This is a genomic window from Kitasatospora sp. NPDC048540 (assembly GCF_040651175.1).
GTDB lineage: Bacteria > Actinomycetota > Actinomycetes > Streptomycetales > Streptomycetaceae > Kitasatospora.
The window spans coordinates 12,284-35,679 of record NZ_JBEZIR010000090.1 but is presented as its reverse complement, the minus strand read 5'-3'; the positions used below and the strand labels follow the sequence as shown (position 1 = coordinate 35,679).

The window sequence follows — 23,396 nt, the reverse complement described above, 5'->3', positions numbered from 1 at the left end:
GCGCAGCGGCTGGTCCGCGGCGTGCGGGTGTTCCGGCCCGTCCGGCCCCCGTACCGCGGCACCCCCGTACACCGTGCACACTGGACTGGTAAGGAGCACCGGACATGCAGGACATCGCCGAGCAGCTGCACGCCTGGCACGCCGCCGGGCGCTCCTTCGCGGTGGCCACCGTGGTCGGCGTCTCGGGCAGCGCGCCGCGCGACCCGGGCGCGGCACTGGCCGTGGACACCACCGGCGAGGCGATCGGCTCGGTCTCCGGCGGCTGCGTCGAGGGCGCGGTGTACGAGCTGTGCCAGGAGGCCCTGGAGAGCGGCGAGCCGGTGCTGCAGCGGTTCGGCTTCAGCGACGAGGACGCCTTCGCGGTCGGTCTGACCTGCGGCGGGATCCTGGACGTCTTCGTCCAGCCGGTCGTGCCGGGCGCCGATGCCGCGCTGGACGCCGGGATCGCGTACATCGCCTCCGGCACCCCGGTGGCGCTCGCCCGGGTGATCGACGGACCGGCCGGGCTGCTCGGCGCCACCGTCGCCGTCACCGCCGGGACCCACCACGGCTCGCTCTCCCCCGCGCCCTCCACCACGGCCGCCCTGGAGCGGTCCGCGGTCGCCGAGGCCCGGGCGATGCTGGACGCCGGCCGCACCGGCCGCCTCGAACTGGGCCTGGACGGGCGCCCCTGCGACGAGGGCCGGGGCACCGTCACGCTGTTCGTCGAGTCCTACGTGCCGGCCCCGCGGATGCTGGTCTTCGGCGCCATCGACTTCGCCGCCGCCGTGGTGCGGATCGGCAAGTTCCTCGGCTACCGGGTGACCGTCTGCGACGCCCGCCCGGTCTTCGCCACCGAGCGCCGCTTCCCGGACGCCGACGAGGTGGTGGTCGACTGGCCGCACCGCTACCTGGACTCCCAGCTGGACCGGATCGACGGCCGTACCGTGCTCTGCGTGCTCACCCACGACGCCAAGTTCGACATCCCGCTGCTGGAGCGCGCGCTGCGGCTGCCGGTCGGGTACGTCGGCGCGATGGGCTCGCGCCGCACCCACCGGGACCGCAACACCCGGCTGCGCGAGGTGGGCCTGACCGACACCGAGATCGGGCGGCTGCGCTCGCCGATCGGCCTGGACCTCGGGGCCCGCACCCCGGAGGAGACCGCCGTCTCGGTGGCCGCCGAGATCGTCGCGCACCAGCGCGGCGGCAGCTGCCTGCCGCTGTCGGCCGGCCACGGCCCGATCCACCACGACCTGGCCCGCGCCGAGGCCGAGCAGCCCCGGCCCCGCCGGCGCTCGCACGCGGCCTGATCGACATGTGCCGGGCCCGGCCCGGCGGGACACCGGGGTTGCAGGACCGTCCCGCCGACCCGGCCGGCCGGTCGCCGTCCCCGGCGGTACCGGCCGGGCCCCGCGCGTCGTACCCCGCCCGCTCCGCCGGCCGCCGTGCGCTCACGCTGGTGGTCGACCTGGCGGACCCGGCGGCGGTGGTGCCGCTCTGCGAGCCGTTCTGGCTGGAGTTCAACGCCGAGGTGACCGTCTTCCCCTGCATGAACGCCGAGGATCCGGCGACCGGGATCGACCGGCTCGGCGCCGACTGACCCACCCCCACCCCTCTGCCTGACGCAACGTCACCAGCTCGGCGCGGCAAGCGCGCCGGGCTTTTTCCATGCCCTCCAACCTCCGCCCCTCTCCCTCCCCCCATGATCGGAGATGAAACATAGCGACGTCTCCATTCACATCCGTTGACACGCTTGAGCGGCCACCGCCATGCTGAGCCAGCCGAAATGACTGTCCGTCAAACGGACGTTCATTTCAGCGGTCCTTCGTCACTCGTCTCCGCTCAAGGGGGTGAACCGCATGAAGAAGATCGTCATCCGCAAGTCCGGCCCGGTCCGCATGACCAGCGCCGCCAAGGCCCTGTACGCGCCGTGGGACTGCATCGTCGTCGCCGTCTGACCGGCTTCCCGCCGTCACCCGAACCCGAGAAAGGGGTGCCTTCACATGAAGAAGATCGCCATCCGCAAGTCCGGCCCGGTCCGCATGACCAGCGCCGCCAAGGCGCTCTACGCGCCGTGGTCCTGCATCATCGTCGCCCAGGTCTGACCTCGGCCCCGACCGGGCCGTCCGCCGGATCCGCGGATGGCCCGGCTCGGCCGTCCCCGCGCGCAGGAGGAACCCTTGCCAGCCCGTCCGGACAGCGAAACCGCGCCGAGCCCGCTCGACCGGCCCCAGCCGATGCACCCCCTGGTCTTCCACCCCGAGGGCGAGGACGTGGTCGTCGGCCGCGCCGACACCGACACCTACGTGGTGCTCCCGGTGGACGGCGCCTACCTGGTCCACCTGCTGGCCGAAGGCACACCGCCGAACCGGGCCGCCGCCGCGTACCGCGAACGCTGGGGCGAGGACGTCGACATCCAGGACCTGCTCGACTCCCTGGACGAGCTGGGATTCCTGCTGGCCGACGGCGAGCACGTCGCCGAAGCACGCCCGGTCCGCCACCAGCGGCTGGGCAAGGCGCTGTTCGGCCCGGCCGCCTGGGTCTGCTACGCCGCGCTGACCGTCCTGTGGCTGGTCGAGAGCGTCCGCACGCCGGACCTGCTCCCCGACTACCACCACATCTTCTTCACCCCGTACTACAGCGTGATCGCCCTGTTCCTGCTGGCGGGCCAGACCCCGCTGATCGCCCTGCACGAGGCGTTCCACGCCCTGGCCGGGCGCCGGATCGGCCTGCACTCGCACTTCCGGCTCGGCCGCCGGCTCTACTATGTGGTCGCCGAGACCTCGATGGACGGGCTGGTCGCCGTCCCCCGCCGGAAGCGGTACCTGCCGATCCTGGCGGGCGTGCTGGCGGACGTCCTGGCGCTCGCCGCGCTGACCCTGGCCGCCGACCTGCTCCGCCGCCCCGACGGCAGCTTCCCGCTCGCCGCCGGCCTGTGCCTGGCCCTCGCCTACGCGACCGTGCTGCGGCTGGCCTGGCAGCTGCTGTTCTACCTGCGCACCGACCTCTACCTGCTGATGACCACCGTGCTCGGCTGCGTCGACCTGCACACCGCCGCCAAGCACGTGCTGCGCGACCGGATCCGCCGGCTCACCGGCCGCCCCCGCGCCGACGACACCCACCTGCACCCCACCGACCTGCGGGTCGCCCGCTGGTACAGCTGGCTGATGGTGCTCGGCTACACGTTCACCCTGCTGCTCGGCGCCACCGCCGCCGTACCGATGGCCTACCACGTGGTCGTCGGGGTCCTGGGCCGGTTCACCGGCAGCACCTCCGTCGTCGAACTGGTCGACTCCGTCACCGTGCTGGCCCTCAGCGGCGCCCAGCTCGCCGTCGCCGCCGCCATCGCGCTGCGCGACCGCCGCGCCGCCCGGGCCGCCGCGGCCGGCTGACCGCCGCCCGCCCCGCATCCACCGTTCCCGTCCGAAAGGCAGCACCGTCATGGCCGAGCACCGGCACCACTGGATCCGGGCCACCCACCGCAGCGCGGCCGACGCCGCCCGCCCCGGCCTGGAACTGCCGCCCGTGCTGGCCACCGTGAGCGCCCACCGACGCCTGCGCGGCCCGTACACCGCCGCCGGCTCCGTGCTGCGGGCGGTGGTCCCCGACGCCCTGGAACGCTGCCCCGACGCGGTCGCCCGCCACGACGTGGAGATCCTCTCCGCCGCACCGGAACTGCGCCGCACCGTGCAGGCCACCCGCGAGACCCTGACCTCGCTGGCCATCCCCAAGGAACGCACCCGGTTCTACTCCCGGCTGCGCACCCTGCGGCTCAGCCACGGCCTGGTCGAGTTCCTCACCGCGTACGCCCGCAGCCTGGACGACGGCCCGCGCACCCTGGTGGTCGAGGACCTCCAGCACGCCGACCCGACCGACCAGGAGTTCGTCGCGGTCCTGCTGCGCCGCGCCGACCCCGCGCTGATCACCGTGGTCGCGGTCACCGACACCGCCGGGCCCACCGCGGTCGACGGACCCACCGAGGCCCCGCTCCCGGCGGCCCTGGCCGCCCACTGCGCCGCGCTCGACGTGGACGGGCCGCCGCCCGCGCTGCCCGCGGACCCGGCCCGCGCCTGGGTCGACAGCGACGGCACCGCCGACGACCCCCGGCTCGCCGAGGCCTACCGGGCGCTGCCCGCCGAACAGCGCGCCGCCCTGCACGACCGGCGGCAGCAGGAACTGGCCGCCCTGGACCAGGAGTCGCTCGCGCTCGGCGCCCTCACCTGGCACGCCCAGTACGGCAGCGACCGGCCGGCCGCCGTCACCACCCTGCGCCGGGCCCTGGACACCTGCATCGACCTGGGCTTCTACCACGCCACGGTGGAACTCGGGGAGCGCGGGCTGACCCTCGTGGAGCCCGCGGACGACCTGGACGCCTGGTGGGCCTTCACCACCAAGATGACGACCTCCTTCGCCGCCCTCGGCCTGCCCGAGCGGTCGCTGCCGTTCTACACCGAGGCCCGGGCGGTCACCACCCACCCGGTGGTCCACATGCAGGCCGCCTACGCCACCTCGATGCTCTACACCCGGCACTTCGACGCCACCCAGCGCGACCACCTGCTCGCCCGCGGCTGGATCAACCAGGCCATCGCGCTCGCCGAGCAGATGCCCGACCCCAAGGAGCGGGTCGCCCGCGCCGTGTTCAACCGCAACGGGCTGGCCCTGATCGAGATGCACCAGGGCAACCTGGCCGGTGCCCTCACCCTGCTCGACGAGTGCCTGGCCAAACTGGACGAGACCCTCGCCCCGGACGAGCACGCCCTGCACCGCTCGGTACTGCGGCACAACCGCGCCCAGGTGACCGGCCAGCTCGGGATGCACGCCGAGTCGATCGCCGACTTCACCGAGGTGATCACACTCGACCCCAACTACGCGGAGTACCACTTCGACCGGGGGCTGGCACACCGCAGCCTCGGGCGCCCGGTCGAGGCACTGGCCGACTTCGAGCAGGCCGTCAGGCTCTCCCCGCCGTTCCCCGAGGCGTACTACAACCGCGCCGACGTGCGCTCCGAACTCGGCGACCTGGAAGGCGCGGTGGCCGACTTCGGGTACGTCCTGGAGCTGGACCCGGCATTCCCCGACGCCCACCTCAACCGGGCCGGACTGCTGCTCGCCCTCGGCGAGGCCGAGGCCGCCTGGCAGGACGTCCGCGACGGCCTGGAACTGACCCCCGACAGCGCCGAACTCCTCTGCCTCAAAGCACAGTTGCACCTGGACGCGGACAACATCGAGCAGGCACTGGAGGCGCTCGGACGCGCCCTGGCGGCCGACCCGGACTACGCCCCCGGCTGGGCGCTGCGCGGGGCGCTCGGGTACGAGCGGGGCGACCTGCCGGCGGCCGTCGCCGACCTGGGGCGCGCCGCCGAACTCTCCCCCGACCCGGAGATCCGCTTCAACCTGGCCGTGGCGCTGCGCGAGTCCGGCCGGACCGACGCCGCACTGGAGCTGCTGGACGCCCTGCTGGCCGAGGACGACGACCCGGACGTCCGGGCCGAGCGGGAGCTGTGCCTGAACAGCCGGTGACGGTGCGCCGAGCGGCCGGCGACCGGCGCGCCACCGCCGCCCGACCGGCACCTGACGGCCCGCCGGCGACCCGGCGGGCCACCTGGGACACGACACTCGAAAGCCGCTTGATCCGCACCACTTCCGCACCTGGCCCGCACCACCCACGGTATCCGCGCCCGGCCGGCGCCAACTACGATGTCCCGGGAACAACCCTGACACCAGCTGTGCTCAACCGGCCGGCGTAGGACCCGTGAGGGAGGCGCTTTGACTGGTCCGGACCTTGACCCGCCCACACTCAGCGACCGGATCGACCGGCTTTTCCAGGTCGTCCGCCGTCCGAGTGGCGAGCCGTACAGCCACGAGGAGGTCGCCAGGGCCTGTCGGGAGGCCAGCGGGGAGACATTTTCGGCCACCTACCTCTGGCAGCTGCGCACCGGCCGGCGGGACAACCCGACCAAGCGTCACCTGGAGTCGCTGGCCCAGTTCTTCCAGGTCCCGCCCTCGTACTTCTTCGACGACGAGCAGAGCGACAAGATCACCGAGGAGCTGGCGCTGCTCGGTGCGATGCGCAACGCCGGCGTCCGGGAGGTCGCGCTGCGCGCCGTCACCCTGTCGCCCGAAGGGCTCGGCACCATCAGCGACATGATCGAGGCGATCGCCCGCAGAGAGGCCAGATCCCAGCGGTCCGAGTGATATCTCCGGTCCGGCGCCCGCGCCTAGGATCATCGGGGGTGGCCGACCGGACGGCAGGGGTGGGAGTGGCGATGGCATGGGCGGACCGCGACGGCAGAAGGCTCTGGCGCCGGTGTCAGCAGCTGGTCGCCGACGCCCCGCTGCCCGTGCCCTTCGAGATCGCCGGGTTCCTCGGCGCGCTGTCCGAGCAGCTCGGCCGGCCGATCGAGCTGATCCCGCTGCCGGCCGGGGTCCGGGCACCCTGCGGGGTGCTGGTCAGCACCGACCGGGCCGACTACATCGGCTTCCCCACCGACACCACCCCGCTGCACCAGCAGCACATCGTGCTGCACGAGGTCGGGCACCTGCTGTGCGGCCACCGCGGCGGCCCCGGCGGCACGGACGGCGCCACCGCCGGGCCGCTCTTCCCGCACCTGTCCGGTGAGTTGATCCGCCGGGTGCTCGGGCGGACGGTCTACACCGAGGTGCAGGAGCAGGAGGCCGAGCTGTTCGCCTCGCTCGCCCTGCACCGGGCCAGCCGGGCCAGACCGGCCGTACCGCCGGGCCCGCCCGGCGAGCAGGGCCCCGCCGGGCGGCTGGGCTCGATCTTCGACCGCCCGGCCCGCTGGGGTTCCTGCCCGTGATCGACCTCGCGGCCGCCGCCGCGTGTGTGATCGCCCTGCTCGGGATCGGCTTCCGGCTCCACCAGGTCCGCGGCACCCGGCCCGCCGCCGGGACGCTGTACCTGGTGGCGTTCGCGCTGTGCATGGCCGTGGCGATGGCGGCGCTCTCCCCCTCGGCCTCGGCCGCCGCCCACGGCCGGCCCCCCTGGGCGCTCGCCCTCGGCCTGGCCGGCGGCGAACTCAAGATCGCCGCTCAGGGGTTCCTCGCCCTGCTCGCCCTGTCCGTCGAACCACCCCGGCGCGGGCGGAAGTTGATGATCCGCCAAGCCATCGGCACGCTGACGGTGATGGCGGCCGGCGCCGCCGCGTTCCTGCTCGCCCATCCGACGCCCGCGACCGGCGGCCTGTACGTGGACCCGCCCGGGCGGCCCACCCTGACCTGCTACAACGCGCTGTTCACCGCCCACGCCACCTGGTGCCTGGCGGTCTTCCTGCTGCTGATCGGCCGGGCCGCGCGGCAGGTGGAGGACCGGCTGCTGCGGACCGGGCTGCGGCTGGTGCTGGCCGGAGCCGCGGTCGGACTGGTCTGGGCGGTGCTGAGCATCGGCCCACTGCTGGACGCCCTCACCACCGGCCACCAGCTCACCCGGGAGGACCGGGTCTCCGCCACCGCCAGCGTGCTGGCGCTCACCCTGGGCATCGGCGGCGCCACCCTGACCGCCTGGGCCGGGCTGCCGGCCCGGCCGCTGCGCCGACTGCGGGCCTGGTACCGGTACCGCAGGCTGGCCCCCCTGTGGGCGGCGCTGCGGACCGCCGTCCCGGAGATCGCGTTCGACGCCGCCGGGGCGGCCGGTGGCCACCGGCTGTCCACGGACGCCGAGTTCGCGCTCTACCGGAGGGTGATCGAGATCCGCGACGGCCAACTCGCACTGCGCGCCCACCTGCGGCCCGAGATCGCCGAGCGGGCGGCCGCCGAGGCGACCCGCCGCGAACGCGCCGATCCGGCCCGGCTGGCCGCGACGGTGGAGGCCGCGGTACTGGCCGCCGCGGTCGAGGCCGCGGCGGCCGGCCGGCCGGGGTCGGCCGCCCCGGGCGGCTACCTCCCGCCCCAGATGCCGGCCGACCCGGACGTCGAGGCCGCCTGGCTCTGCCGGGTCGCCAAGGCGTACGAGTGCTCGGTGACGGTGCGCCGGCTGCGCGGCCGGGCCCGGGCGGAGCTGGCCGCCGAGGCCGGGGCCGGCCCCGGCGCCGAGTGAGGTCAGCCCACGTTCAGGCGGGCGGCCAGGCGCAGCAGGCCCGGGGAGATCCGGCCGAGCAGGCGGGCGGCCTTGGCCTCGAAGGTGACCGGGACGACGGCCTGGCCGGTGTCGACGGCGCGGACGATCGCGGCGGCCACCTTCTCGGGCGGGAAGCCCCGGCGGGCGTACAGCTTGGCGGCCCACTGCTGCTTCGCGGCCTGCTCGGCGGCGCCGACGCCGGAGAAGGTGGAGGTGCGGGTGATGTTGGTGTTGACGATGCCCGGGCAGATCGCCGAGACGCCGATGCCGTGCGGGGCGAGTTCGGCGCGCAGGCAGTCCGAGAGCATCAGCACGCCGGCCTTGCTGGTGGCGTACGCGGCGAGCACCTTGGAGGGCAGGTAGGCGGCGGCCGAGGCGAGGTTGACGATGTGTCCGCCGGCGCCGCGTTCGACCATCAGCGCGCCGAACGCCCGGCAGCCGTGGATGACGCCCCAGAGGTTGACGTCCAGGACCCGCTGCCACTCCTTCTCGGTGGTCTGCAGGAAGGTGCCGGAGTGGCCGATGCCGGCGTTGTTGACCACCACGTCCGGCACCCCGTGCTCGGCCGCGACCTGCAGTGCGAAGGCGTCCACGGCCGCGCCGTCGCTGACGTCCAGCGGGTAGGCGTGGGAGGGGGCGCCGACCAGGGTGCAGAGTTCGGCGGTGCGGCGGGCGGAGTCCAGGTCGAGGTCGGCGACCACGACCCGGGTGCCGCGCTCGGCGAAGGCGAGTGCGGTGGCCCGGCCGATGCCGCTGCCGCCGCCGGTGACCACGGCCAGCCGGCCGTTGTCCGGCGGGCCCTGGGTGTGCCCCGCGGCGGTGCGGGCGGCGAAGTCGCGGACGAGTGCGGCCACGGCGGGGCCTTTCTCCAGGAGGGCCGACCAGTGGGTCGCGTTCAGGGTCCGCCTGGTCAGCCGGGGCACCCAGCGCTCCAGGCCCTCGGACAGGAAGTCCGAGACGTAGTGGTCGCGTTGCAGGGTGACGAGCTGGACCGGGACCTCGGTGGGTCGCTCGCGCGGGTTGCGGACGGCGGGCCGCATGTTGGCCCGGTACAGCTCGATGCCGCGGACCGCGTCCTGCCGCAGGGTCGCCTGCGGGTGGCCGGGCCGCGGGGTGACGGCCTCCAGGTCGCGCAGGATCCGCGGCCAGGCGCGGGCCAGCCACAGCCGCCAGGTGGCGGGGGCGAGCACCGGCAGGTGGAAGGCGGTGATGTACCAGGAGTGTGCGCCCTGGACCAGCAGTTGCCGCAGGTGGCGCGGGGTGGGGCGGCGCAGCCGGTGCCGGATCCAGAAGCCCATGTGGTCCAGCGAGGGCCCGGACATGGTGGTGTAGGAGGCGATCCGACGCTCGGCGCCCGGTTCGGTGACGGCCTCCCAGGACTGCACCGAGCCCCAGTCGTGGGCGACCACGTGCACCGGCGCCTGCGGGCTGACCGCGTCGGCGACCGCGAACAGGTCGGCGCCGAGCAGTTCCAGCCGGTAGCCGCTGCGGGCGGCCGGGACGCCGGACTGTCCGGCGCCGCGGACGTCGTAGCGCACCACGTGGTGGTCGGCGGCGAGGTCGGCGGCGACGTCGTCCCAGACGGTGTGGGTGTCGGGGTAGCCGTGCACCAGGATGACGGTCGGGTGGGCCGGGTCGCCCTGCTCGAACACGGCGAGCGGCAGGCCACCGGAGTGGACGGTACGGCGGCGGATGGTTGTCATGCTGCGTCCTCCAGGGTGGTCCAGCGCCGTACGTGCGGCAGGTCGTCGTCGAGCCAGTAGGCGTCGTCCTCGGTGACCACCAGCAGCTCCTCGAACTTGATGCCCACCTCGCGGAAGCCGATGTGCGGTTCCACCGCCCACAGTCCGGGGGTGGGCGCGTGCCGGGAGGCCCGGCCGTCGGCCCACAGCGGTGAGCGGCCGTGCAGCCGTTCGCCGATCAGCTCCCGGCCGAGGGTCTGGAGTGTACGCACCCCGAAGCCGAACAGGTTGACCCCGGCCGGTCCGCGTGAGGTGGTCCGGGTGACCTGGTGGCCGATCACCCGGCCGGGGTAGACCCGGTGCCGGTTGTCGTAGCCGTGCGCGGCGATCTGGGCGTCGACGGCGGCGTACACCTGGTCGAGCGGCTTGCGGGCCTTCACCTCGCGCAGGATCAGCTCCCGGTAGACCTGGAGGTCGCGGGCGAGCCGGTCCCAGATCGGGTTGTCGCCGACCTTGCCGCCGTAGCCGATGTCCGCGGTGTAGCCGTCGACCACGGGCGCGCAGTCGAGGACGTAGGGCATGCCCTCCTCCAGCCGGCGGCTGCCGGCGAAGAACTGCAGCGGGGTGTGGAAGTGCCGGAACGCGGTGCGGTCGCCGAACCAGGCGAACGGGACGTGGAAGAAGTCCTGCACCCCGGCGCCGACCAGGCGGCGGCGCAGCTCGGCGGTGGCCTGGCGTTCGGTGACGCCGGGTTCGATCCAGGCGGCGACCTGTTCGGCGCAGTGGTAGGCGAGCTGCTGGGTCTCCCGGAAGCGGGCGAGGTCGTGCTCGCGGTAGGGGAAGGCGGGCATGGGCATCCGGTACTCCTTGGCTGCGGGGCTCGGTGGGTGGCGGCTCCGGACGGGGTCACACGTCACACGCGTCGTGCGCGTCGTACGGGCCCGCGCGGCGCGCGGGTCTCACACGTCGAGGACGAGCGTCTCGCCCTCCGCGGCCCGGGAGACGCAGGGCAGCAGCGCTCCGGCGGCCCGGGCCTCGGGGGTGAGGCGGCGGTCGCGGTGCTCCGGCGTCCCTGCCAGCAGGCGGACCTCGCAGGTGCCGCAGAAGCCCTGGTGGCAGGAGTACGGCAGGTCGGGCCGCAGCTCGCGGGCGACGTCGAGGGCGGAACGGTCGGCCGGGACGGCCAGCTCCGGGCCGTCGGCGCCCAGGCGCAGCGTGAAGGGGCGGCCGTCGGCCACCGGTGCGGCGCCGAAGCGTTCGAAGTGCAGCGCGCGGGCGGGTGAGTCGTCCATCGCGCGCTGCACCGCGGTGAGCATCGGGGCCGGTCCGCAGCAGTAGACGGCCGCCCCGCGGGGCGCGCGGGCGAGCAGGCCGGCGGCGTCCGGGAGGCCGTGCCGGTCGTCGGTGCGGATCTCGACCCGGTCCGGGTCCAGGGCGCGCAGCTCGTCCGTGAAGGGCAGGGCGGCGGCGGTGCGGCCGGTGTGCACCAGGTGCCAGTCGAGTCCGCGTCGCTGGGCCTCCCGGACCATCGGCAGCAGCGGGGTGATACCGATCCCGCCGGCCAGGAACAGCACGGCGTCCTCGCCGCAGAAGGCGAAGCCGTTGCGGGGCCGGCGGGCCGTCAGGGCGGCGCCGGGGCGCAGCTCGTCGTGGATCTCCACCGAACCGCCGCCGCCGTCGGCGATCCTGCGCACGGCGATCCGGTAGGCGGAGCGGTCCGCCGGGTCGCCGCAGAGCGAGTAGTGCCGCTGCCGGCCGGAGGGCAGGGTGAGCAGCAGCCGGGCGCCGGGCTGCCAGGCCGGCAGCCGGGCGGGGCCGGCCGCGGGGGCGGTCAGCCGGAGTTCCACCACGTCCTCGGCTAGCGGGCGGCGGGCGGCGAGGGTGAGCCGCAGCGGCGCGAGGGTGCGGGCGGGCGGGCGGCGGGGGCCGCGGCGCAGCCCCGGGGAGCCGAGCTTGGGGGTGTACCAGTCACTGAAGGCGGTCAGCCGCTGGAGGAAGCGGTCGGGTCGGGGGCGCCCGTACAGGTCGGGGGGTGGGGTGGTGGGGTCCATCGGGGCGGCTCCGGAGGGGAGTTCGGTTCGGACGGGAGGTTCATCGGGCGGGCTCCTGGGGCCGTGGGCGCGCTGGGGGCGCCGGCGGTACCTCCTCAGGGGTCACCCGTTGCCCGGGGACTCCCGGTGCTCCGGTGCGGCCTGGTGCAGTGCCGCGGCGCGGGCGGCCGGGGAGGTGGCGAGGTAGCCGATGGCCTGGCTGGAGGAGCCCTCCTGGGTGGGGTGGTAGCCGGGCCGCAGGTAGCGCAGGGCGGAGCGGACCATCCGGGCGGGCTCGGGGAGCATGCCGCGGCGGGCGATCTGCTGGGCCTGCCGCCAGGTGGGGCGGAGCCGGCCGTCCAGGGTGGGATCGGCGGCCAGCAGGAAGCGGACCCCGCGGACCCACAGGTGGGTGAGGAGGGGCCCGGACAGGGCCATGCCGCGGATCCGGCGCCAGTAGCCGGGGTCGAGGTGGACCATCAGGTCGTAGGCGACGCTGCGGTGTTCGACCTCCTCGGCGCCGTGCCAGCGCAGCAGGTCGAGCATGGTGGGGTGGGCCTCGGCGCGGTCCAGGCCGGGCGAGTTGAGCGCCCAGTTGCCGAGGAAGGCGGTGAAGTGTTCGATCGCGGCGACGTAGGCGACGCGTTCGGTGATGCTCTCGCGGCGCCGGGTGGCGCTCAGCCCGGGGCGCTCGCCGAGGATCCGGTGGAACAGCCAGCTGACCTGCCGCACGTAGGGGCGCGGGTCGAGCCCCTGGCCGAGCAGGTGGTCGAGGACCTCCTGGTGGGCCTCGGCGTGGATGGCCTCCTGGCCGATGAAGCCGAGCACCTCCTCGCGCAGCTGCTCGTCGGTGATGTACGGCAGGGCGTCCTTGAAGACCTGGACGAACCAGCGTTCGCCCTCGGGGAGCAGCAGGTGCAGGACGTTGATGGTGTGGGTGGCCATCGGCTCGTCGGGGATCCAGTGCAGGGGCAGCTCGGACCAGTCGAAGTGGACGTCCCGGGGCTCCAGGACCAGGCTGTCGTGCACGGCGGTGGGGCGGGGCATGGGGTGCCTCCTGACCTGCTGGGGAGCGGCGACCAGCAGCAACCTACTCGCGGGTAGAGCGGCCGACAAGGGTTTCTGCGGGTCTTATCGACATTCAGTCTAATAACGTTCCGGCACCCCGGGAAGAGCGTCCGGGCCGGCCGATAGGCTGGGTCCCGGGCACGGACACCGGACACCGGGGCATCGAGGCGAAGGAGCGGCGCAGTGGTGGAGCAACCGGAAGGACTCGGCTCGGGCACGGTGGCCGGCCTGCTGCGGGAGCGGCCGCCGATGGACCGTGCGCTGCCCGGCTTCGACCCGGCGCAGGCCCCCGCCGCGCCCGGCCCGCTGTTCGTCGAGTGGCTGCTCGGCGCACTGGCCGCCGGCGTACCGGACGCCCAGGTCGCCACCCTGTCCACGGTCGACGAGGACGGGCTGCCGGACGCCCGGATGCTGGTGCTGCGCGACGTCGACACCGAGGGCGCCGGCTGGCTGTTCGCCGGCGACACCGACAGCCCCAAGGGCCGCCAGCTGACGGCCAACCCGAGGGCCGCACTCACCTTCTACTGGCCCGCGCTCGGCCGCCAGGTACGGATCCGCGGCGAGGTCGAGAGCGCCGCCCCCGAGGTGTCCGCCGCCGAGTTCCTGACCCGCTCCCCCGGCGCCCGCGCGGCCGCGTTCAGCGGTCCGCAGAGCGCCCCGATGGCCTCGGCCGCCGAGTACGACGCCGACTTCACCGCCGCGCTCACCCGGCTGGCCGCCGACCCGGCCCTGGTCGCCCCCGGCCACACCGTCTACACCCTGCGCGCCACCACCGTGGAGTTCTGGCAGGGCGACCGCGACCGCCGCCACGTACGGCTGTGCTACCGGCGCTCGGCCGACTGGCACCGCACCCTGCTGCGCCCCTGACCGGACGGACCCGGCGGGCCGCCGGTCAGACCGCCATCGCCAGCATCAGCGGCGCCGCCTGCGCGGCCAGCACCTCGGCGGCGTGCTTGAGCTGGTGGATCCGGGCGACCGGCATCGAGGTGGCCAGGCAGCCGACGGTGGAACCGGCGGTCACCGGGACGGCGGCGCAGACCGTGCCCAGCGCGTACTCCTGGATGTCGAGCACCGGGACGGTGGCCGGCTGGCGCTCCAGGCGGTGCAGCAACTGCTCCTGGTCGGTGATGGTGCGGGCGGTCAGCCGGGCGATCGGGTGCCGGGCCAGGTGGTCGCGGCGGCCGTCGTGGTCGAGCTGGCCGAGCAGGCACTTGCCGATCGCGCTGGCGTGCGCGGTGGCCCGGAAGTCGACCCACTCCTCGACGGCGGGGGCGAGGTCGGCGGTCGACACCGCCTCCACGCACAACTCGCCGTCCTGGTACCGGCCGAAGTACACCGCCGCGCCCAACTGGTCGCGCAGCTCGCCGAGTTTGAGGTGCAGCTTGGCGCGGATCAGCTGCTCGCGGTTCTGCCGGCCGAGCAGCGCCAGGGTGCCGCCGAGGGTCCAGCAGCCGTCCAGGTGGCGCAGGTAGCCCTCGGTCTCCAGTTCCTCGGCCAGGCGCTGGACGGCGGGCGCCGGGAGCGAGAGGTCACGGGCGAGGTCGGCCAGGGTGGCGCCCTGCGGGTGCCGGTCGACCGCCTCCAGCAGGCGCAGCGCCCTCCGCAGCACCCCGTACGGACCGGGCCCGCCCTGGCCCAGCGTGGCCTGGTGGCCTCGGGTCGGTGCCGACATGGCGTCCCCTCTCCGTCGCGGTGGCGCGCGGACCGGCCGCGGGCCTTCCCCAGCGTAACCATCCGAGTCACCGTCAGGGGCGGGCTCGGCGGGATATCCGCGCTGGTGGGCGCGGTTTCTCCGAGGCACGGTCGAATGGCATATGCCGGAGCGCGCCCGCGGGGGCCGGTGGGGTGCGCGGGAACGCGCCGGACCCCTCCCCACTGCCCTGGGGGAGGGGTCCGGCGGCCGGCCGGCCGGGCTCGGGGCCCGGGCGGCCGGAGTGGGGATGGTGCGGGGTCAGGCCTCGTCGCCGGCCCGGAGCCGGGCCACGGCCGCCTCCAGGCGGGCGCCGTACTCCTCGTCGGCCGCGTGGAAGTGGGCCAGGTTCTTCTCGATGATGTCGTCGCGGCTGACCTGGGCCAGGAAGCCCGCGATGTTGTTGACCAGACGGGTCTTCTCCCCGGCCGACATCAGCCGGTAGAGCTCGCCGGCCTGGAAGAAGTCGTCGTCCTTGGTGTGCGCCGGCGTGGTGTAGGTGCCGGTGTAGCCGTCCAGGCGGACCGGCGCGGCGAGCGCGCTGTCGGTCTGGGCCGGGCCGCCGAAGGAGTTCGGCTCGTAGTTCTTGCCGCGGCCGGCCTTGTTGAGCGCCGAGTAGCCGTCCCGGCCGTAGTTGTCGGCCTCGGTCGCCTTCGGGGCGTTGACCGGCAGCAGGGTGTGGTTGACCCCGAGGCGGTAGCGCTGGGCGTCCGCGTAGGCGAACAGCCGGCCCTGGAGCATCTTGTCCGGGGACGGGCCGATGCCGGGCACGAAGTTGTTCGGCGAGAACGCCGACTGCTCGACCTCGGCGAAGACGTTCTCCGGGTTGCGGTTCAGCACCAGGCGGCCGACCTTGACCAGCGGGTAGTCGGCGTGCGGCCACACCTTGGTCAGGTCGAACGGGTTGAAGCGGTAGTCCGCGGCCTCGGCGACCGGCATCAGCTGGACGTACAGCGTCCAGGACGGGAACACGCCCCGCTCGATGGCCTGGTGCAGGTCGCGCTGGTGGCTGTCGGCGTCGGCGCCGAGCAGCTCGGCGGACTGGTCGCCGTCCAGCGAGCGGATGCCCTGGTTGGTCTTGAAGTGGTACTTCACCCAGAACGCCTCACCCTGGGCGTTGACCCACTGGTAGGTGTGCGAGCCGTAGCCGTTCATGTGGCGGTACGAGGCCGGGATGCCGCGGTCGCCGAACAGCCAGGTGATCTGGTGGGTGGAGGCCGGCGAGTGGGCCCAGAAGTCCCAGACGTTGTCCGCCTCCTGCACGCCGGTGAACGGGTCGCGCTTCTGCGAGTGGATGAAGTCGGGGAACTTGAGCGGGTCCTTGATGAAGAACACCGGGGTGTTGTTGCCGACCAGGTCGTAGTTGCCCTCGGCGGTGTAGAACTTCAGCGCGAAGCCGCGCGGGTCGCGCACCGCGTCGCTGGAGCCCAGCGCGCCGGCCACGGTCGAGAAGCGCAGGAAGACCTCGGTGCGCCGGCCGACCTCGGCCAGGAAGTCGGCGCGGGTGTACTGCGAGACCTCGTCGGTGACCTCGAAGTAGCCGTAGGCGCCGGAGCCGCGGGCGTGCACCACGCGCTCCGGGATGCGCTCGCGGTTGAAGCGGGCCAGCTTCTCCAGCAGCTGCTGGTCCTGGATCAGCAGCGGGCCGTACTCGCCGGCCGAGGCGGAGTTCTGGTTGTCGGCGACCGGGGCGCCGGACTCGGTGGTCAGGATCTTCGACATGGGGGTCCTTCAGTTACGGCGGTGCGGGTCGGGAGGGGGGACGTCAGACGCCGAGCAGGCGCCAGACGGCCGAGCGGCGGCGGGAGGACTGCTCGCCGTCGGGGCCGTCGGCCGGCTGCAGGGCAGCGACCGCGGCGGTGGTCGCGGCGGCGTCCGCGAGCGGGCGGGAGGCGGTCAGGGCGGCGGCCTCGGCCGCGTCCAGTCCGGCCTCGGTGAGGGCGGCGGCGGCCTCCGCGGCGGGCAGCGCGTCGAACCAGCGCAGCGCGAGCGCGGCGCGGCCGTCCTCGGTGAGCCGGCCGGTGAGCCGCAGCCGGGCCAGGCCGCCGTCCGGGTACACGTTGATCCGCACGTGGGTGACGGGCCGGCCCGGGGTGAGCCGGAAGCGGTGCCGGGTGTCGGGCTGCAGGCGGGTGCGGGGCAGGATCTCGAACCAGCCGTCCGGGTCGGTGGACGGGTCGCCGCCCCGGGAGGCGTCGTAGCCCACCAGGTCGGCCCAGCCGGGGGCGTTGGCGACGAAGTGGGTGGTGTCCACCTCGGCCGCCAGGGCCTCGCCGCCCCCGGCCAGGGCGATCTGCACCCAGTCGTTGGCCTTGTCGCGCCGACGCCGGGTCTCCCAGCCCTCGCCCATGACGGAGGCGCGGCCGGGAGCGTTCAGGTTGTGCGGGGAGGAGAAGTAGCGGTCCGAGGCGGCCTCGGCCACGCCGCCGAACTCCTGGGCGGCCAGGTCGAAGGTGAGGCCGTCCAGCTCGCGCGGGTCGGGCAGCACCTCGCCGTGCACCCGCAGGCGGGCGACGCCGCCGTCGGGCCAGATGTTCAGCCGCACGTGGGTGTAGCGGGTGCCGTCGTGGACCTCGAACTCGTGGGCGGTGTCACCGCGGAGCGCGGTCCGGGGCACCAGGTCGACCCACTCGGCGGCCTGCACCTCCTCCGGGGAGGGCTGCCCGGGGATCGAGGCGCCCTGCACCGAGCCGCTCTCCGGGTAGTTGCCGGTGAAGTGGGCGGTGTCCACGATCACGCCGCGGATCACGCCCGCCGCGCCGAGCCGCACGATCGCCCAGTCGTGGTCCTCGTCGGTGGGGTGCGGCTGCTCGGCGCTGACGCCGCGGCGGCGCTTGGACTCCCAGCCGTCCATGATCTGGCCCTTGTGGCCGAAGGTGTGCGGGCGGAACTCGGCCGCCCTGGCGACCAGCAGGTTCTCCGCGTCCGCGAAGGTGTCCTCGTTGGTGGCCACGACGCCGGCGCCCAGCAGCCGGGACGCCAGGTTGACCAGCTCGGTGAACGGAGCGCCCGGGGTCTGACTGGTGCTCAACGAAACTCTCCTTCTGTCGGCGGGTGATCTGGCTGTCGGCGGGTGAGGTGGCTATCGGCGGGTGATCTGGTGGCCGAACGGCTCGCCGGCGGTGTCCACGACCCGGCCGCGCAGCCAGGTGGTGCGCACGACGCCGGTGAGGGTGCGTCCGGCGTACGGGGTGACGGGGTTCTTGTGGTGCAGCTCCTCGGCGTGCACGGCGAACTCGGCGTCCGGGTCGAAGGCCACCAGGTCGGCGTCGTGGCCGACCGCGATGGCGCCCTTGGTACCGGTCAGCCCGACCAGTTCGGCCGGCCCGCCCGCCATCCAGCGGACCACGTCGGCGAGGCCGTGGCCGCGGCGGCGGGCCTCGGTCCAGACCGCCGGCAGGCCCAGCTGGAGGGAGGCGATGCCGCCCCAGGCGGCGGCGAAGTCCCCGCTGCCGCCGTACCGCTGCAGCAACTTGAGGTCCGGGGTGGACGGCGAGTGGTCGGACACCACGGCGATGAACTCGCCGGCCGCCAGCGCCGCCCACAGCCGGTCCCGGTTGGACTCGTCCCGGATCGGCGGGCAGCACTTGAAGGCGGTGTCGCCGTCCGGCACCTGCTCCGCCGCCAGGGTCAGGTAGTGCGGGCAGGTCTCGGCGGTCACCCGCACGCCGTCCGCCCGGGCCTGCCGCAGCAGCGGCAGCACGGCGGCGGAGGAGACGTGCAGGATGTGCACCCGGGCGCCGGTCCGGCGCGCGGTGTCCAGCAGCCGGGCGACGGCGGCGGCCTCGGCGTCGTCGGGGCGGGAGGCGAGGAAGTCGCGGTAGTGCACGCCGGGCTGCTGCGGGGCGGCGTCCAGCACGGCCGGGTCCTCGGCGTGGATGATCGCCAGAGCGCCGATCCTGGCCTGCTCGGCCAGCGCCGTCTCCAGGTCGGCCGGCTCGACGTGCGGGAACTCGTCGACCCCGGAGGGTGCCAGGAAGCTCTTGAAGCCGAACACCCCGGCCTCGTACAGCGGCGCCAGGTCACCGGCGTTGCCGGGGATCGCACCGCCCCAGAAGCCCAGGTCGACCCAGGCCTGGCCCTCGGCGGTCTTCCGCTTGGCCTCCAGGCCGGCCACCGTGGTGGTGGGCGGGACCGAGTTGAGCGGCATGTCGATGATGGTGGTGACCCCGCCGGCCGCGGCGGCCCGGGTGGCGGTGGCGAAGCCCTCCCACTCGGTCCGGCCGGGCTCGTTGACGTGCACGTGGGTGTCGACCAGGCCGGGCAGCAGCGCGGTGTCGCCGAGGTCGGTGAGGTGCCGGTCCCCGGCGAGCAGTGCGCCGTGCTCGGCGATCTGCTCGATCCGGCCGCCGCGGACCAGGACGTCCGCGGGACGCTCACCGTCCGGCAGGACCACGCGGCGGGAGCGGATCACCGCCGTGCTGGGCGTCTCGCTGAGGGGCATCTGGACCTCCGGGCCGGGTGTGTCTGGTGGAGCCGCTGATGGCGAGCAGGCCGTGCCACAGGGGAAGTTGAGGTCTGACGATCAGACTTTCACCCCGAGTGCTCGGAGCCTAGGCCCGCCTTCAACAAAACGTCAATGTAGGAAACTACGAGTGGCCGGTCGGGGCCGGCCGACGGCTCAGCACCTCAGCCGACCAGCAGCTCAGCCGGCCAGCAGCTCGGCCGCCAGCAGCTCCCCCGCGACCTCCGCGAGCTCGCCTGCCAGGGTCATGCTGTCGCCGGGCCGCTCGGCCAGATCGGTCAGCGCCACGGCGGCGGCGAAACCGGCCGCCCGCCACTGGTCCTCCGACAGTTCCAGCCGCCCTGCCACGGCAGCCACCCGAACCCCCGCCCGAGTGGCCGCCGCGGCAACGCCGGCGGGAGCCTTGCCGTGGAGCGTCTGCGCGTCCAGGCAGCCCTCGCCGGTCACGACGAGGCGCGCCCCACGCACAGCCTCGTCGAAACCCAGCAGCTCGAGCAGCAACTCGATGCCGGGTCGCATGGTGGCGCCGAGCAGGGCCAGGGCGGCGAAGCCGACCCCGCCCGCGGCTCCGGCGCCGGGAGCGTCCCGCAGGTCCCGGCCGGTCACCGTGCGGACCAGGTCCGCCCAGCGGGTCAGGCCCTCCTCCAGGACGGCCAGGTCGTCGCCGTCGGCCCCCTTCTGCGGGCCGTACACGGCGGTCGCGCCGCGCGCCCCGAGCAGCGGGTTGTCGACGTCGCAGGCGACCACGATCTCCACCCCGGTCAGGCCGTCGGCCAGCGATCCGAGGTCGATCCGCTCCAGCCTGCGCAGCGCGGCCCCGCCGGGCGCCAGCTCCGTACCGTCGGCGTCCAGCAGGCCGACGCCCAGTGCCTGGACCATGCCGGCGCCGCCGTCGGTACAGGCGCTGCCGCCGAGGCCGAGTACCACCCGCTTGACGCCCAGGCCCACCGCGCGGCCGATCAGCTGGCCGACCCCGTAGGAGCCGGCCGCCAGCGGAGCGGTGCGGCCGCCGGGCAGCCGGGCCAGGCCCGAGGCCTGGGCGAGCTCGACCACGGCGGTGTCGCCCCTGACCGCGATGGCGGCGTCCACCGGCAGACCGGTCGGGCCGGCCACCTTGACCGGCACCCGGGTGAAGCCGGCCGCGAGCGCGGCGGCCAGGGTGCCCTCGCCGCCGTCGGCGACGGGGAGCTCGCGGACCTCGGCGCCGGGCACGGCCCGGCGGATGCCGGCGGCGATCCGGGCCGCGACCTCGGCGCCCTCCAGCGTGCCCTTGAACTTGTCGGGGGCGACGACGACATGGCCCTGGGTGGGGGTGGCGGGCATGGCGTGGGCCTCATTTCCGGATCGGGCTGATGCGTGGGGGGAGAACGGGTGTTCCTGTGGAGCTCTACCCGTTCGGGGAGCCCGGTGTGCCTCACGAGGGGTGCGACCCCCTCCTCGCCGTTCCCCGCTCGTCCCGCTTCCGACGTACGAACGAGGCTCCCCTCGGCGAAGGAGGGGGCCGGGCGGCGACGCGCCGGCACGACCGAAGTGCCCCCGGGAGGGAGTGCGCGCGCCGCCGGCCTGGCCTCCTGGTGGCGCGGGCACGACCGGACAGGTACACGCCACCAGGAGGAGCTCTTGGGGTCTCGCCGGGGGACGGTTCAGGGCACGTCCCCCGGCGAGGGGTCGTTACGCGGCCTGGCGGCCGGAGAGCCGCTCGACGCCGCGCAGCAGGGCGGAGTGGTCGAGCGAGCCGTCGCCGTTGGCCCGGGCCGAGGCGACCAGCTGGGCCACCACGGCGCCGACCGGGAGGGCCGCACCGACGGCGCGGGCGGCGTCGGTGACGATGCCCATGTCCTTGTGGTGCAGGTCGATCCGGAAGCCTGGGGCGAACTGGCGGTCGATCATGTTGGCCTTCTTGCGGTTCAGCACGGTGGAGCCGGCCAGGCCGCCGCCGAGCACGTCGAGCGCGGCGGGCAGGTCCACGCCGGCGTTCTCCAGGAAGACCACGGCCTCGGCCAGCACCTGGATGTTGACGGCCACGATCAGCTGGTTGGCGGCCTTCACGGTCTGGCCGGCGCCGGCCGGGCCGACGTGGATGACGGTGGTGCCGAGCGCGTCGAACAGTGGCTTCGCCTCGGCGAAGTCGGCGGCGTCACCGCCGACCATGATCGACAGGACGGCCTCGACCGCGCCGGCCTCGCCGCCGGAGACCGGGGCGTCCAGGGTACGGACGCCCTTCTCCTTGGCCGCCGCCTCGACCTTGATCGAGGTCTGCGGGGTGATCGAGGACATGTCGATCACCAGGGTGCCGGCCTTGACGTTCTCCAGGACGCCGCCCTCGCCCAGGATGACCTGCTCGACCTGCGGGTCGGCGGGCACCATGGTGATGACGACCTCGGCCTCGGCCACCGCCTGCGCAACGCTGGTCGCCGCGTGGCCGCCGGCCGCCACCAGGGCGTCGATCGGGGGCTGGGTGAGGTTGAAGCCGGTGACGTGGTGGCCGGCCTTGACCAGGTTGGCGGCCATCGGGCTGCCCATGATGCCGAGGCCGATGAAGGCGATCTTGCGGCTCATCGCGTCGTTCCTTTTGTCCGTGGTGGGGTGGGAGATGGCTCAGTTGGCGGCGCGCAGCGCGCGCGGGAGCCACTCGAAGCTGTCGGCGCTGACGCCGTTCGCGGGGCGGTACTCCAGGCCGATCCGGCCGGTGTAGCCGGCGGCGGCGAGGCGGGCGAAGAGGTCCTCGAAGTCCAGCTCGCCGGTGCCGGGCTCGTTGCGGCCCGGGGTGTCGGCGATCTGCACGTGGCCGAAGCGGTCGGCATAGGTGTCGATGACGGCGGCCAGGTCCTCGCCGTTCTTCGCCAGGTGGTAGAGGTCGCAGAGGAACTTGGCGTTGCCGAGGCCGGTGGCGGCGTTCACCTTGTCCACCACCTCGACGGCGGCGGCCGCCGAGACCAGCGGGTAGTCCGGGGACTCCGGCTCGTTGAGCGCCTCGACCAGCAGGATCGCGCCGATCGAGTGGGCGGCCCGGGCGGCCAGCACGAGGTTCTCCAGGGCCAGCTCGTCCTGCTCGGCGGCGGTGGCGCCCTCGACCCGGTTGCCGTAGAGCGCGTTGAGCGCCTTGGTGCCGAGCGAGTCGGCGAGCGCGACGGTGACCGGGACGTTCTCCCGGAAGCGGTCCTTCTCGGCGGGGACCGAGACGGTGCCGCGGGCGCCCTTGGTGAGGTCGTCGAGGAAGTTGAGGCCGGTGAGCTGGACCCCGGCGTCGCCGAAGGCCTTGCGGAGCGCGTCCAGCTCGGCCTGCGACGGGGTGTGCTCCTCGCCGAAGGGCCACCACAGCTCGGCGGCGGTGAAGCCGGCGGCGGCCGCGGCGGCCGGGCGCTCCAGGAGCGGCAGGTCGTTGAACAGGATCGACAGGTTGACCGTGTAGCTGTGCTGGGCGGCGGCAGTCACGTCGTTCACCTCTCACTCTCTTCCGTCTTCCGCAACTTCCACGATCCGGAAGAGCGATTCTGCTTGGTGGAAGCTTGTCCCGGGGATCGGAGGGTGTCAAGGCCGCCGCAACAATTTGTTGAAGCAGCCGAGCGGCCCCGGCCGTCCGGGCCCTGCACTGTCCGATCCACCAGCCCCTTCCCCGCACGTCCCCGGTCGCTACAGTGAGCGGGTGCGATTGATGGTGGAGTTCACGACAGAACCGTTCGAGCTGGACAGCTTCCCGGACCACGCCAAGGCTGCCCGCCGGGTCGTGGACGAAGCCGGTCTCGCCGTCTCGGTCGGCCCCTTCGGCACCAGCGCCGAGGGCGACGCCGAGCAGACGCTGGCGGCCGTGACCCGGCTGCTGCGCGAGAGCCTGGACGCCGGGGCGACCCGGATCTCGGTCCAGGTCAGCGTGGTCGACGACAACCACACCCCGGAAGGAGTGGGTACGCAGTGAGCAACGCCCTGGAACACCCGCTCACGGCGGCGATAAAGCCGCTGCTGGACGCGGTCGGCGCGACCGCGGTCGAGGTCCGCGAGGCCCGGCCCGACGACGTCCTGCTGGAGTGGGACGGCGCGCCGGCGGTGGCCGTACGGCTGCCGCACCTGAGCAGCGCCCTGGACCGACTGCTCGCCGAGATGGTCCGGCAGTTCGACGGACGCCCGCTCGCCGAGCTGGACCGGGCCGAGAAGCAGCGCGTGGTCGCCCTCCTGGAGGAGCGCGGCGCCTTCACCGTCCGACACGGGGTCGAGACGGTAGCCTCGGCGCTGGGCGTCAGCCGGTTCACGGTGTACAACTACCTGAACCGGCAGGACGGCAGACAGTAGGCCGACCGGGCCGCATTCGCCCCAGTCTGTCCGACCACCCGGCCGGGCACACTTGGCGGATCGCACACGACATCCGTCGGTAACGGGCCCCGGCTCAAAACGTAACCACCAACCGTTCAAC

General features: G+C 74.2%; 21 protein-coding genes. 10 read left to right on the top strand and 11 right to left on the bottom strand.

The window, feature by feature from the left end; all coding sequences use genetic code 11:
- Positions 1-104 precede the first annotated feature (104 nt).
- The 7 genes from AB0D08_RS28590 (at position 105) to AB0D08_RS28560 (ending at position 8,032) form a co-directional block, all read left to right on the top strand.
- Positions 105-1,289: an XdhC/CoxI family protein gene (locus AB0D08_RS28590; protein WP_359892893.1), complete on the top strand. Its 1,185-nt coding sequence runs from the start codon at positions 105-107 to the stop codon at positions 1,287-1,289.
- Positions 1,290-1,327: 38 nt separating this feature from the next.
- Positions 1,328-1,579 (top strand): hypothetical protein, encoded by a 252-nt coding sequence (locus tag AB0D08_RS28585; RefSeq protein WP_359892891.1) that lies wholly within the window; start codon positions 1,328-1,330, stop codon positions 1,577-1,579.
- A gap of 580 nt (positions 1,580-2,159) precedes the next feature.
- Positions 2,160-3,371 (top strand): hypothetical protein, encoded by a 1,212-nt coding sequence (locus AB0D08_RS28580; protein ID WP_199520398.1) that lies wholly within the window; start codon positions 2,160-2,162, stop codon positions 3,369-3,371.
- Positions 3,372-3,420: 49 nt separating this feature from the next.
- A complete protein-coding gene (locus AB0D08_RS28575; protein ID WP_359892888.1) occupies positions 3,421-5,499 on the top strand; it encodes a tetratricopeptide repeat protein in 2,079 nt (692 codons plus the stop codon).
- A 246-nt stretch (positions 5,500-5,745) separates the two neighbouring features.
- Positions 5,746-6,174, top strand: coding sequence for a helix-turn-helix domain-containing protein (locus tag AB0D08_RS28570; protein WP_033822159.1), 429 nt, complete (start codon positions 5,746-5,748; stop codon positions 6,172-6,174).
- A 71-nt stretch (positions 6,175-6,245) separates the two neighbouring features.
- On the top strand, positions 6,246-6,797 hold the full coding sequence (locus tag AB0D08_RS28565) for a hypothetical protein (RefSeq protein ID WP_063794421.1): 552 nt from the start codon (positions 6,246-6,248) through the stop codon (positions 6,795-6,797).
- A complete protein-coding gene (locus AB0D08_RS28560) occupies positions 6,794-8,032 on the top strand; it encodes an MAB_1171c family putative transporter (RefSeq protein ID WP_359892885.1) in 1,239 nt (412 codons plus the stop codon). Before AB0D08_RS28565 ends, AB0D08_RS28560 begins: the two co-directional genes overlap by 4 nt.
- Positions 8,033-8,034: 2 nt before the next feature.
- On the opposite strand, the gene AB0D08_RS28555 is transcribed toward AB0D08_RS28560, so the two are convergent.
- From AB0D08_RS28555 to AB0D08_RS28540, 4 genes are all read right to left on the bottom strand, one after another.
- A complete protein-coding gene (locus tag AB0D08_RS28555) occupies positions 8,035-9,756 on the bottom strand; it encodes an SDR family oxidoreductase (protein WP_359892883.1) in 1,722 nt (573 codons plus the stop codon).
- Positions 9,753-10,592, bottom strand: coding sequence for a M24 family metallopeptidase (locus AB0D08_RS28550; protein WP_199520423.1), 840 nt, complete (start codon positions 10,590-10,592; stop codon positions 9,753-9,755). The genes AB0D08_RS28555 and AB0D08_RS28550 overlap by 4 nt, the downstream gene beginning before the upstream one ends.
- A 102-nt stretch (positions 10,593-10,694) precedes the next feature.
- Positions 10,695-11,786 (bottom strand): PDR/VanB family oxidoreductase, encoded by a 1,092-nt coding sequence (locus tag AB0D08_RS28545; protein WP_359892880.1) that lies wholly within the window; start codon positions 11,784-11,786, stop codon positions 10,695-10,697.
- Positions 11,787-11,888: 102 nt separating this feature from the next.
- A complete protein-coding gene (locus AB0D08_RS28540; RefSeq protein WP_359892879.1) occupies positions 11,889-12,812 on the bottom strand; it encodes a metal-dependent hydrolase in 924 nt (307 codons plus the stop codon).
- 204 nt (positions 12,813-13,016) lie between these two features.
- On the opposite strand from AB0D08_RS28540, the gene AB0D08_RS28535 reads away from it, so the two are divergent.
- Positions 13,017-13,700, top strand: coding sequence for a pyridoxal 5'-phosphate synthase (locus tag AB0D08_RS28535; protein WP_359892876.1), 684 nt, complete (start codon positions 13,017-13,019; stop codon positions 13,698-13,700).
- Positions 13,701-13,725: 25 nt separating this feature from the next.
- Here AB0D08_RS28535 and AB0D08_RS28530 read toward each other — a convergent pair whose 3' ends face one another.
- From AB0D08_RS28530 to AB0D08_RS28500, 7 genes are all read right to left on the bottom strand, one after another.
- Entirely contained in the window at positions 13,726-14,505 is a 780-nt protein-coding gene (locus AB0D08_RS28530; protein WP_359892873.1) for an IclR family transcriptional regulator C-terminal domain-containing protein, read from the bottom strand.
- A 279-nt stretch (positions 14,506-14,784) separates the two neighbouring features.
- Positions 14,785-16,245 carry a catalase gene (locus tag AB0D08_RS28525; RefSeq protein WP_359892871.1) on the bottom strand — a complete coding sequence of 487 codons (1,461 nt, stop codon included), beginning with the start codon at positions 16,243-16,245 and terminating at the stop codon, positions 14,785-14,787.
- A 43-nt stretch (positions 16,246-16,288) separates the two neighbouring features.
- Positions 16,289-17,554, bottom strand: coding sequence for an allantoicase (gene alc / locus AB0D08_RS28520; RefSeq protein ID WP_051813676.1), 1,266 nt, complete (start codon positions 17,552-17,554; stop codon positions 16,289-16,291).
- A 51-nt stretch (positions 17,555-17,605) separates the two neighbouring features.
- Complete coding sequence (gene allB, locus AB0D08_RS28515; RefSeq protein WP_359892869.1) at positions 17,606-18,967, bottom strand: allantoinase AllB; 1,362 nt, start codon at positions 18,965-18,967, stop codon at positions 17,606-17,608.
- Positions 18,968-19,168: 201 nt separating this feature from the next.
- Positions 19,169-20,311, bottom strand: coding sequence for a glycerate kinase (locus tag AB0D08_RS28510; RefSeq protein ID WP_359892866.1), 1,143 nt, complete (start codon positions 20,309-20,311; stop codon positions 19,169-19,171).
- Between the two features lie 348 nt (positions 20,312-20,659).
- Complete coding sequence (locus AB0D08_RS28505; protein WP_359892865.1) at positions 20,660-21,547, bottom strand: 2-hydroxy-3-oxopropionate reductase; 888 nt, start codon at positions 21,545-21,547, stop codon at positions 20,660-20,662.
- 39 nt (positions 21,548-21,586) lie between these two features.
- Positions 21,587-22,432, bottom strand: a complete 846-nt coding sequence (locus AB0D08_RS28500) for a TIM barrel protein (protein WP_359892862.1) — start codon at positions 22,430-22,432, stop codon at positions 21,587-21,589.
- A gap of 202 nt (positions 22,433-22,634) precedes the next feature.
- Between AB0D08_RS28500 and AB0D08_RS28495 the strand changes: the two genes are divergently transcribed.
- Together AB0D08_RS28495 and AB0D08_RS28490 are read left to right on the top strand one after the other, a co-directional pair.
- The gene (locus tag AB0D08_RS28495; RefSeq protein ID WP_233289246.1) at positions 22,635-22,904 is read left to right on the top strand and encodes a thiamine-binding protein; all 270 of its coding nucleotides are present in this window, start codon (positions 22,635-22,637) and stop codon (positions 22,902-22,904) included.
- Entirely contained in the window at positions 22,901-23,275 is a 375-nt protein-coding gene (locus AB0D08_RS28490) for a helix-turn-helix domain-containing protein (RefSeq protein ID WP_033823310.1), read from the top strand. Before AB0D08_RS28495 ends, AB0D08_RS28490 begins: the two co-directional genes overlap by 4 nt.
- Positions 23,276-23,396: the final 121 nt, after the last annotated feature.

What these genes read in the sequence shown, in the direction of transcription:
- AB0D08_RS28590 (WP_359892893.1), top strand. Translation starts at nt 105, where the DNA reads ATGCAGGACATCGCCGAGCAGCTGCACGCCTGGCACGCCGCCGGGCGC.
- AB0D08_RS28575 (WP_359892888.1), top strand. Translation starts at nt 3,421, where the DNA reads ATGGCCGAGCACCGGCACCACTGGATCCGGGCCACCCACCGCAGCGCG.
- AB0D08_RS28565 (WP_063794421.1), top strand. Translation starts at nt 6,246, where the DNA reads ATGGCATGGGCGGACCGCGACGGCAGAAGGCTCTGGCGCCGGTGTCAG.
- AB0D08_RS28555 (WP_359892883.1), bottom strand. Translation starts at nt 9,756, where the DNA reads ATGACAACCATCCGCCGCCGTACCGTCCACTCCGGTGGCCTGCCGCTC.
- AB0D08_RS28550 (WP_199520423.1), bottom strand. Translation starts at nt 10,592, where the DNA reads ATGCCCATGCCCGCCTTCCCCTACCGCGAGCACGACCTCGCCCGCTTC.
- AB0D08_RS28545 (WP_359892880.1), bottom strand. Translation starts at nt 11,786, where the DNA reads ATGGACCCCACCACCCCACCCCCCGACCTGTACGGGCGCCCCCGACCC.
- AB0D08_RS28540 (WP_359892879.1), bottom strand. Translation starts at nt 12,812, where the DNA reads ATGCCCCGCCCCACCGCCGTGCACGACAGCCTGGTCCTGGAGCCCCGG.
- AB0D08_RS28530 (WP_359892873.1), bottom strand. Translation starts at nt 14,505, where the DNA reads ATGTCGGCACCGACCCGAGGCCACCAGGCCACGCTGGGCCAGGGCGGG.
- AB0D08_RS28525 (WP_359892871.1), bottom strand. Translation starts at nt 16,245, where the DNA reads ATGTCGAAGATCCTGACCACCGAGTCCGGCGCCCCGGTCGCCGACAAC.
- allB (WP_359892869.1), bottom strand. Translation starts at nt 18,967, where the DNA reads ATGCCCCTCAGCGAGACGCCCAGCACGGCGGTGATCCGCTCCCGCCGC.
- AB0D08_RS28510 (WP_359892866.1), bottom strand. Translation starts at nt 20,311, where the DNA reads ATGCCCGCCACCCCCACCCAGGGCCATGTCGTCGTCGCCCCCGACAAG.
- AB0D08_RS28505 (WP_359892865.1), bottom strand. Translation starts at nt 21,547, where the DNA reads ATGAGCCGCAAGATCGCCTTCATCGGCCTCGGCATCATGGGCAGCCCG.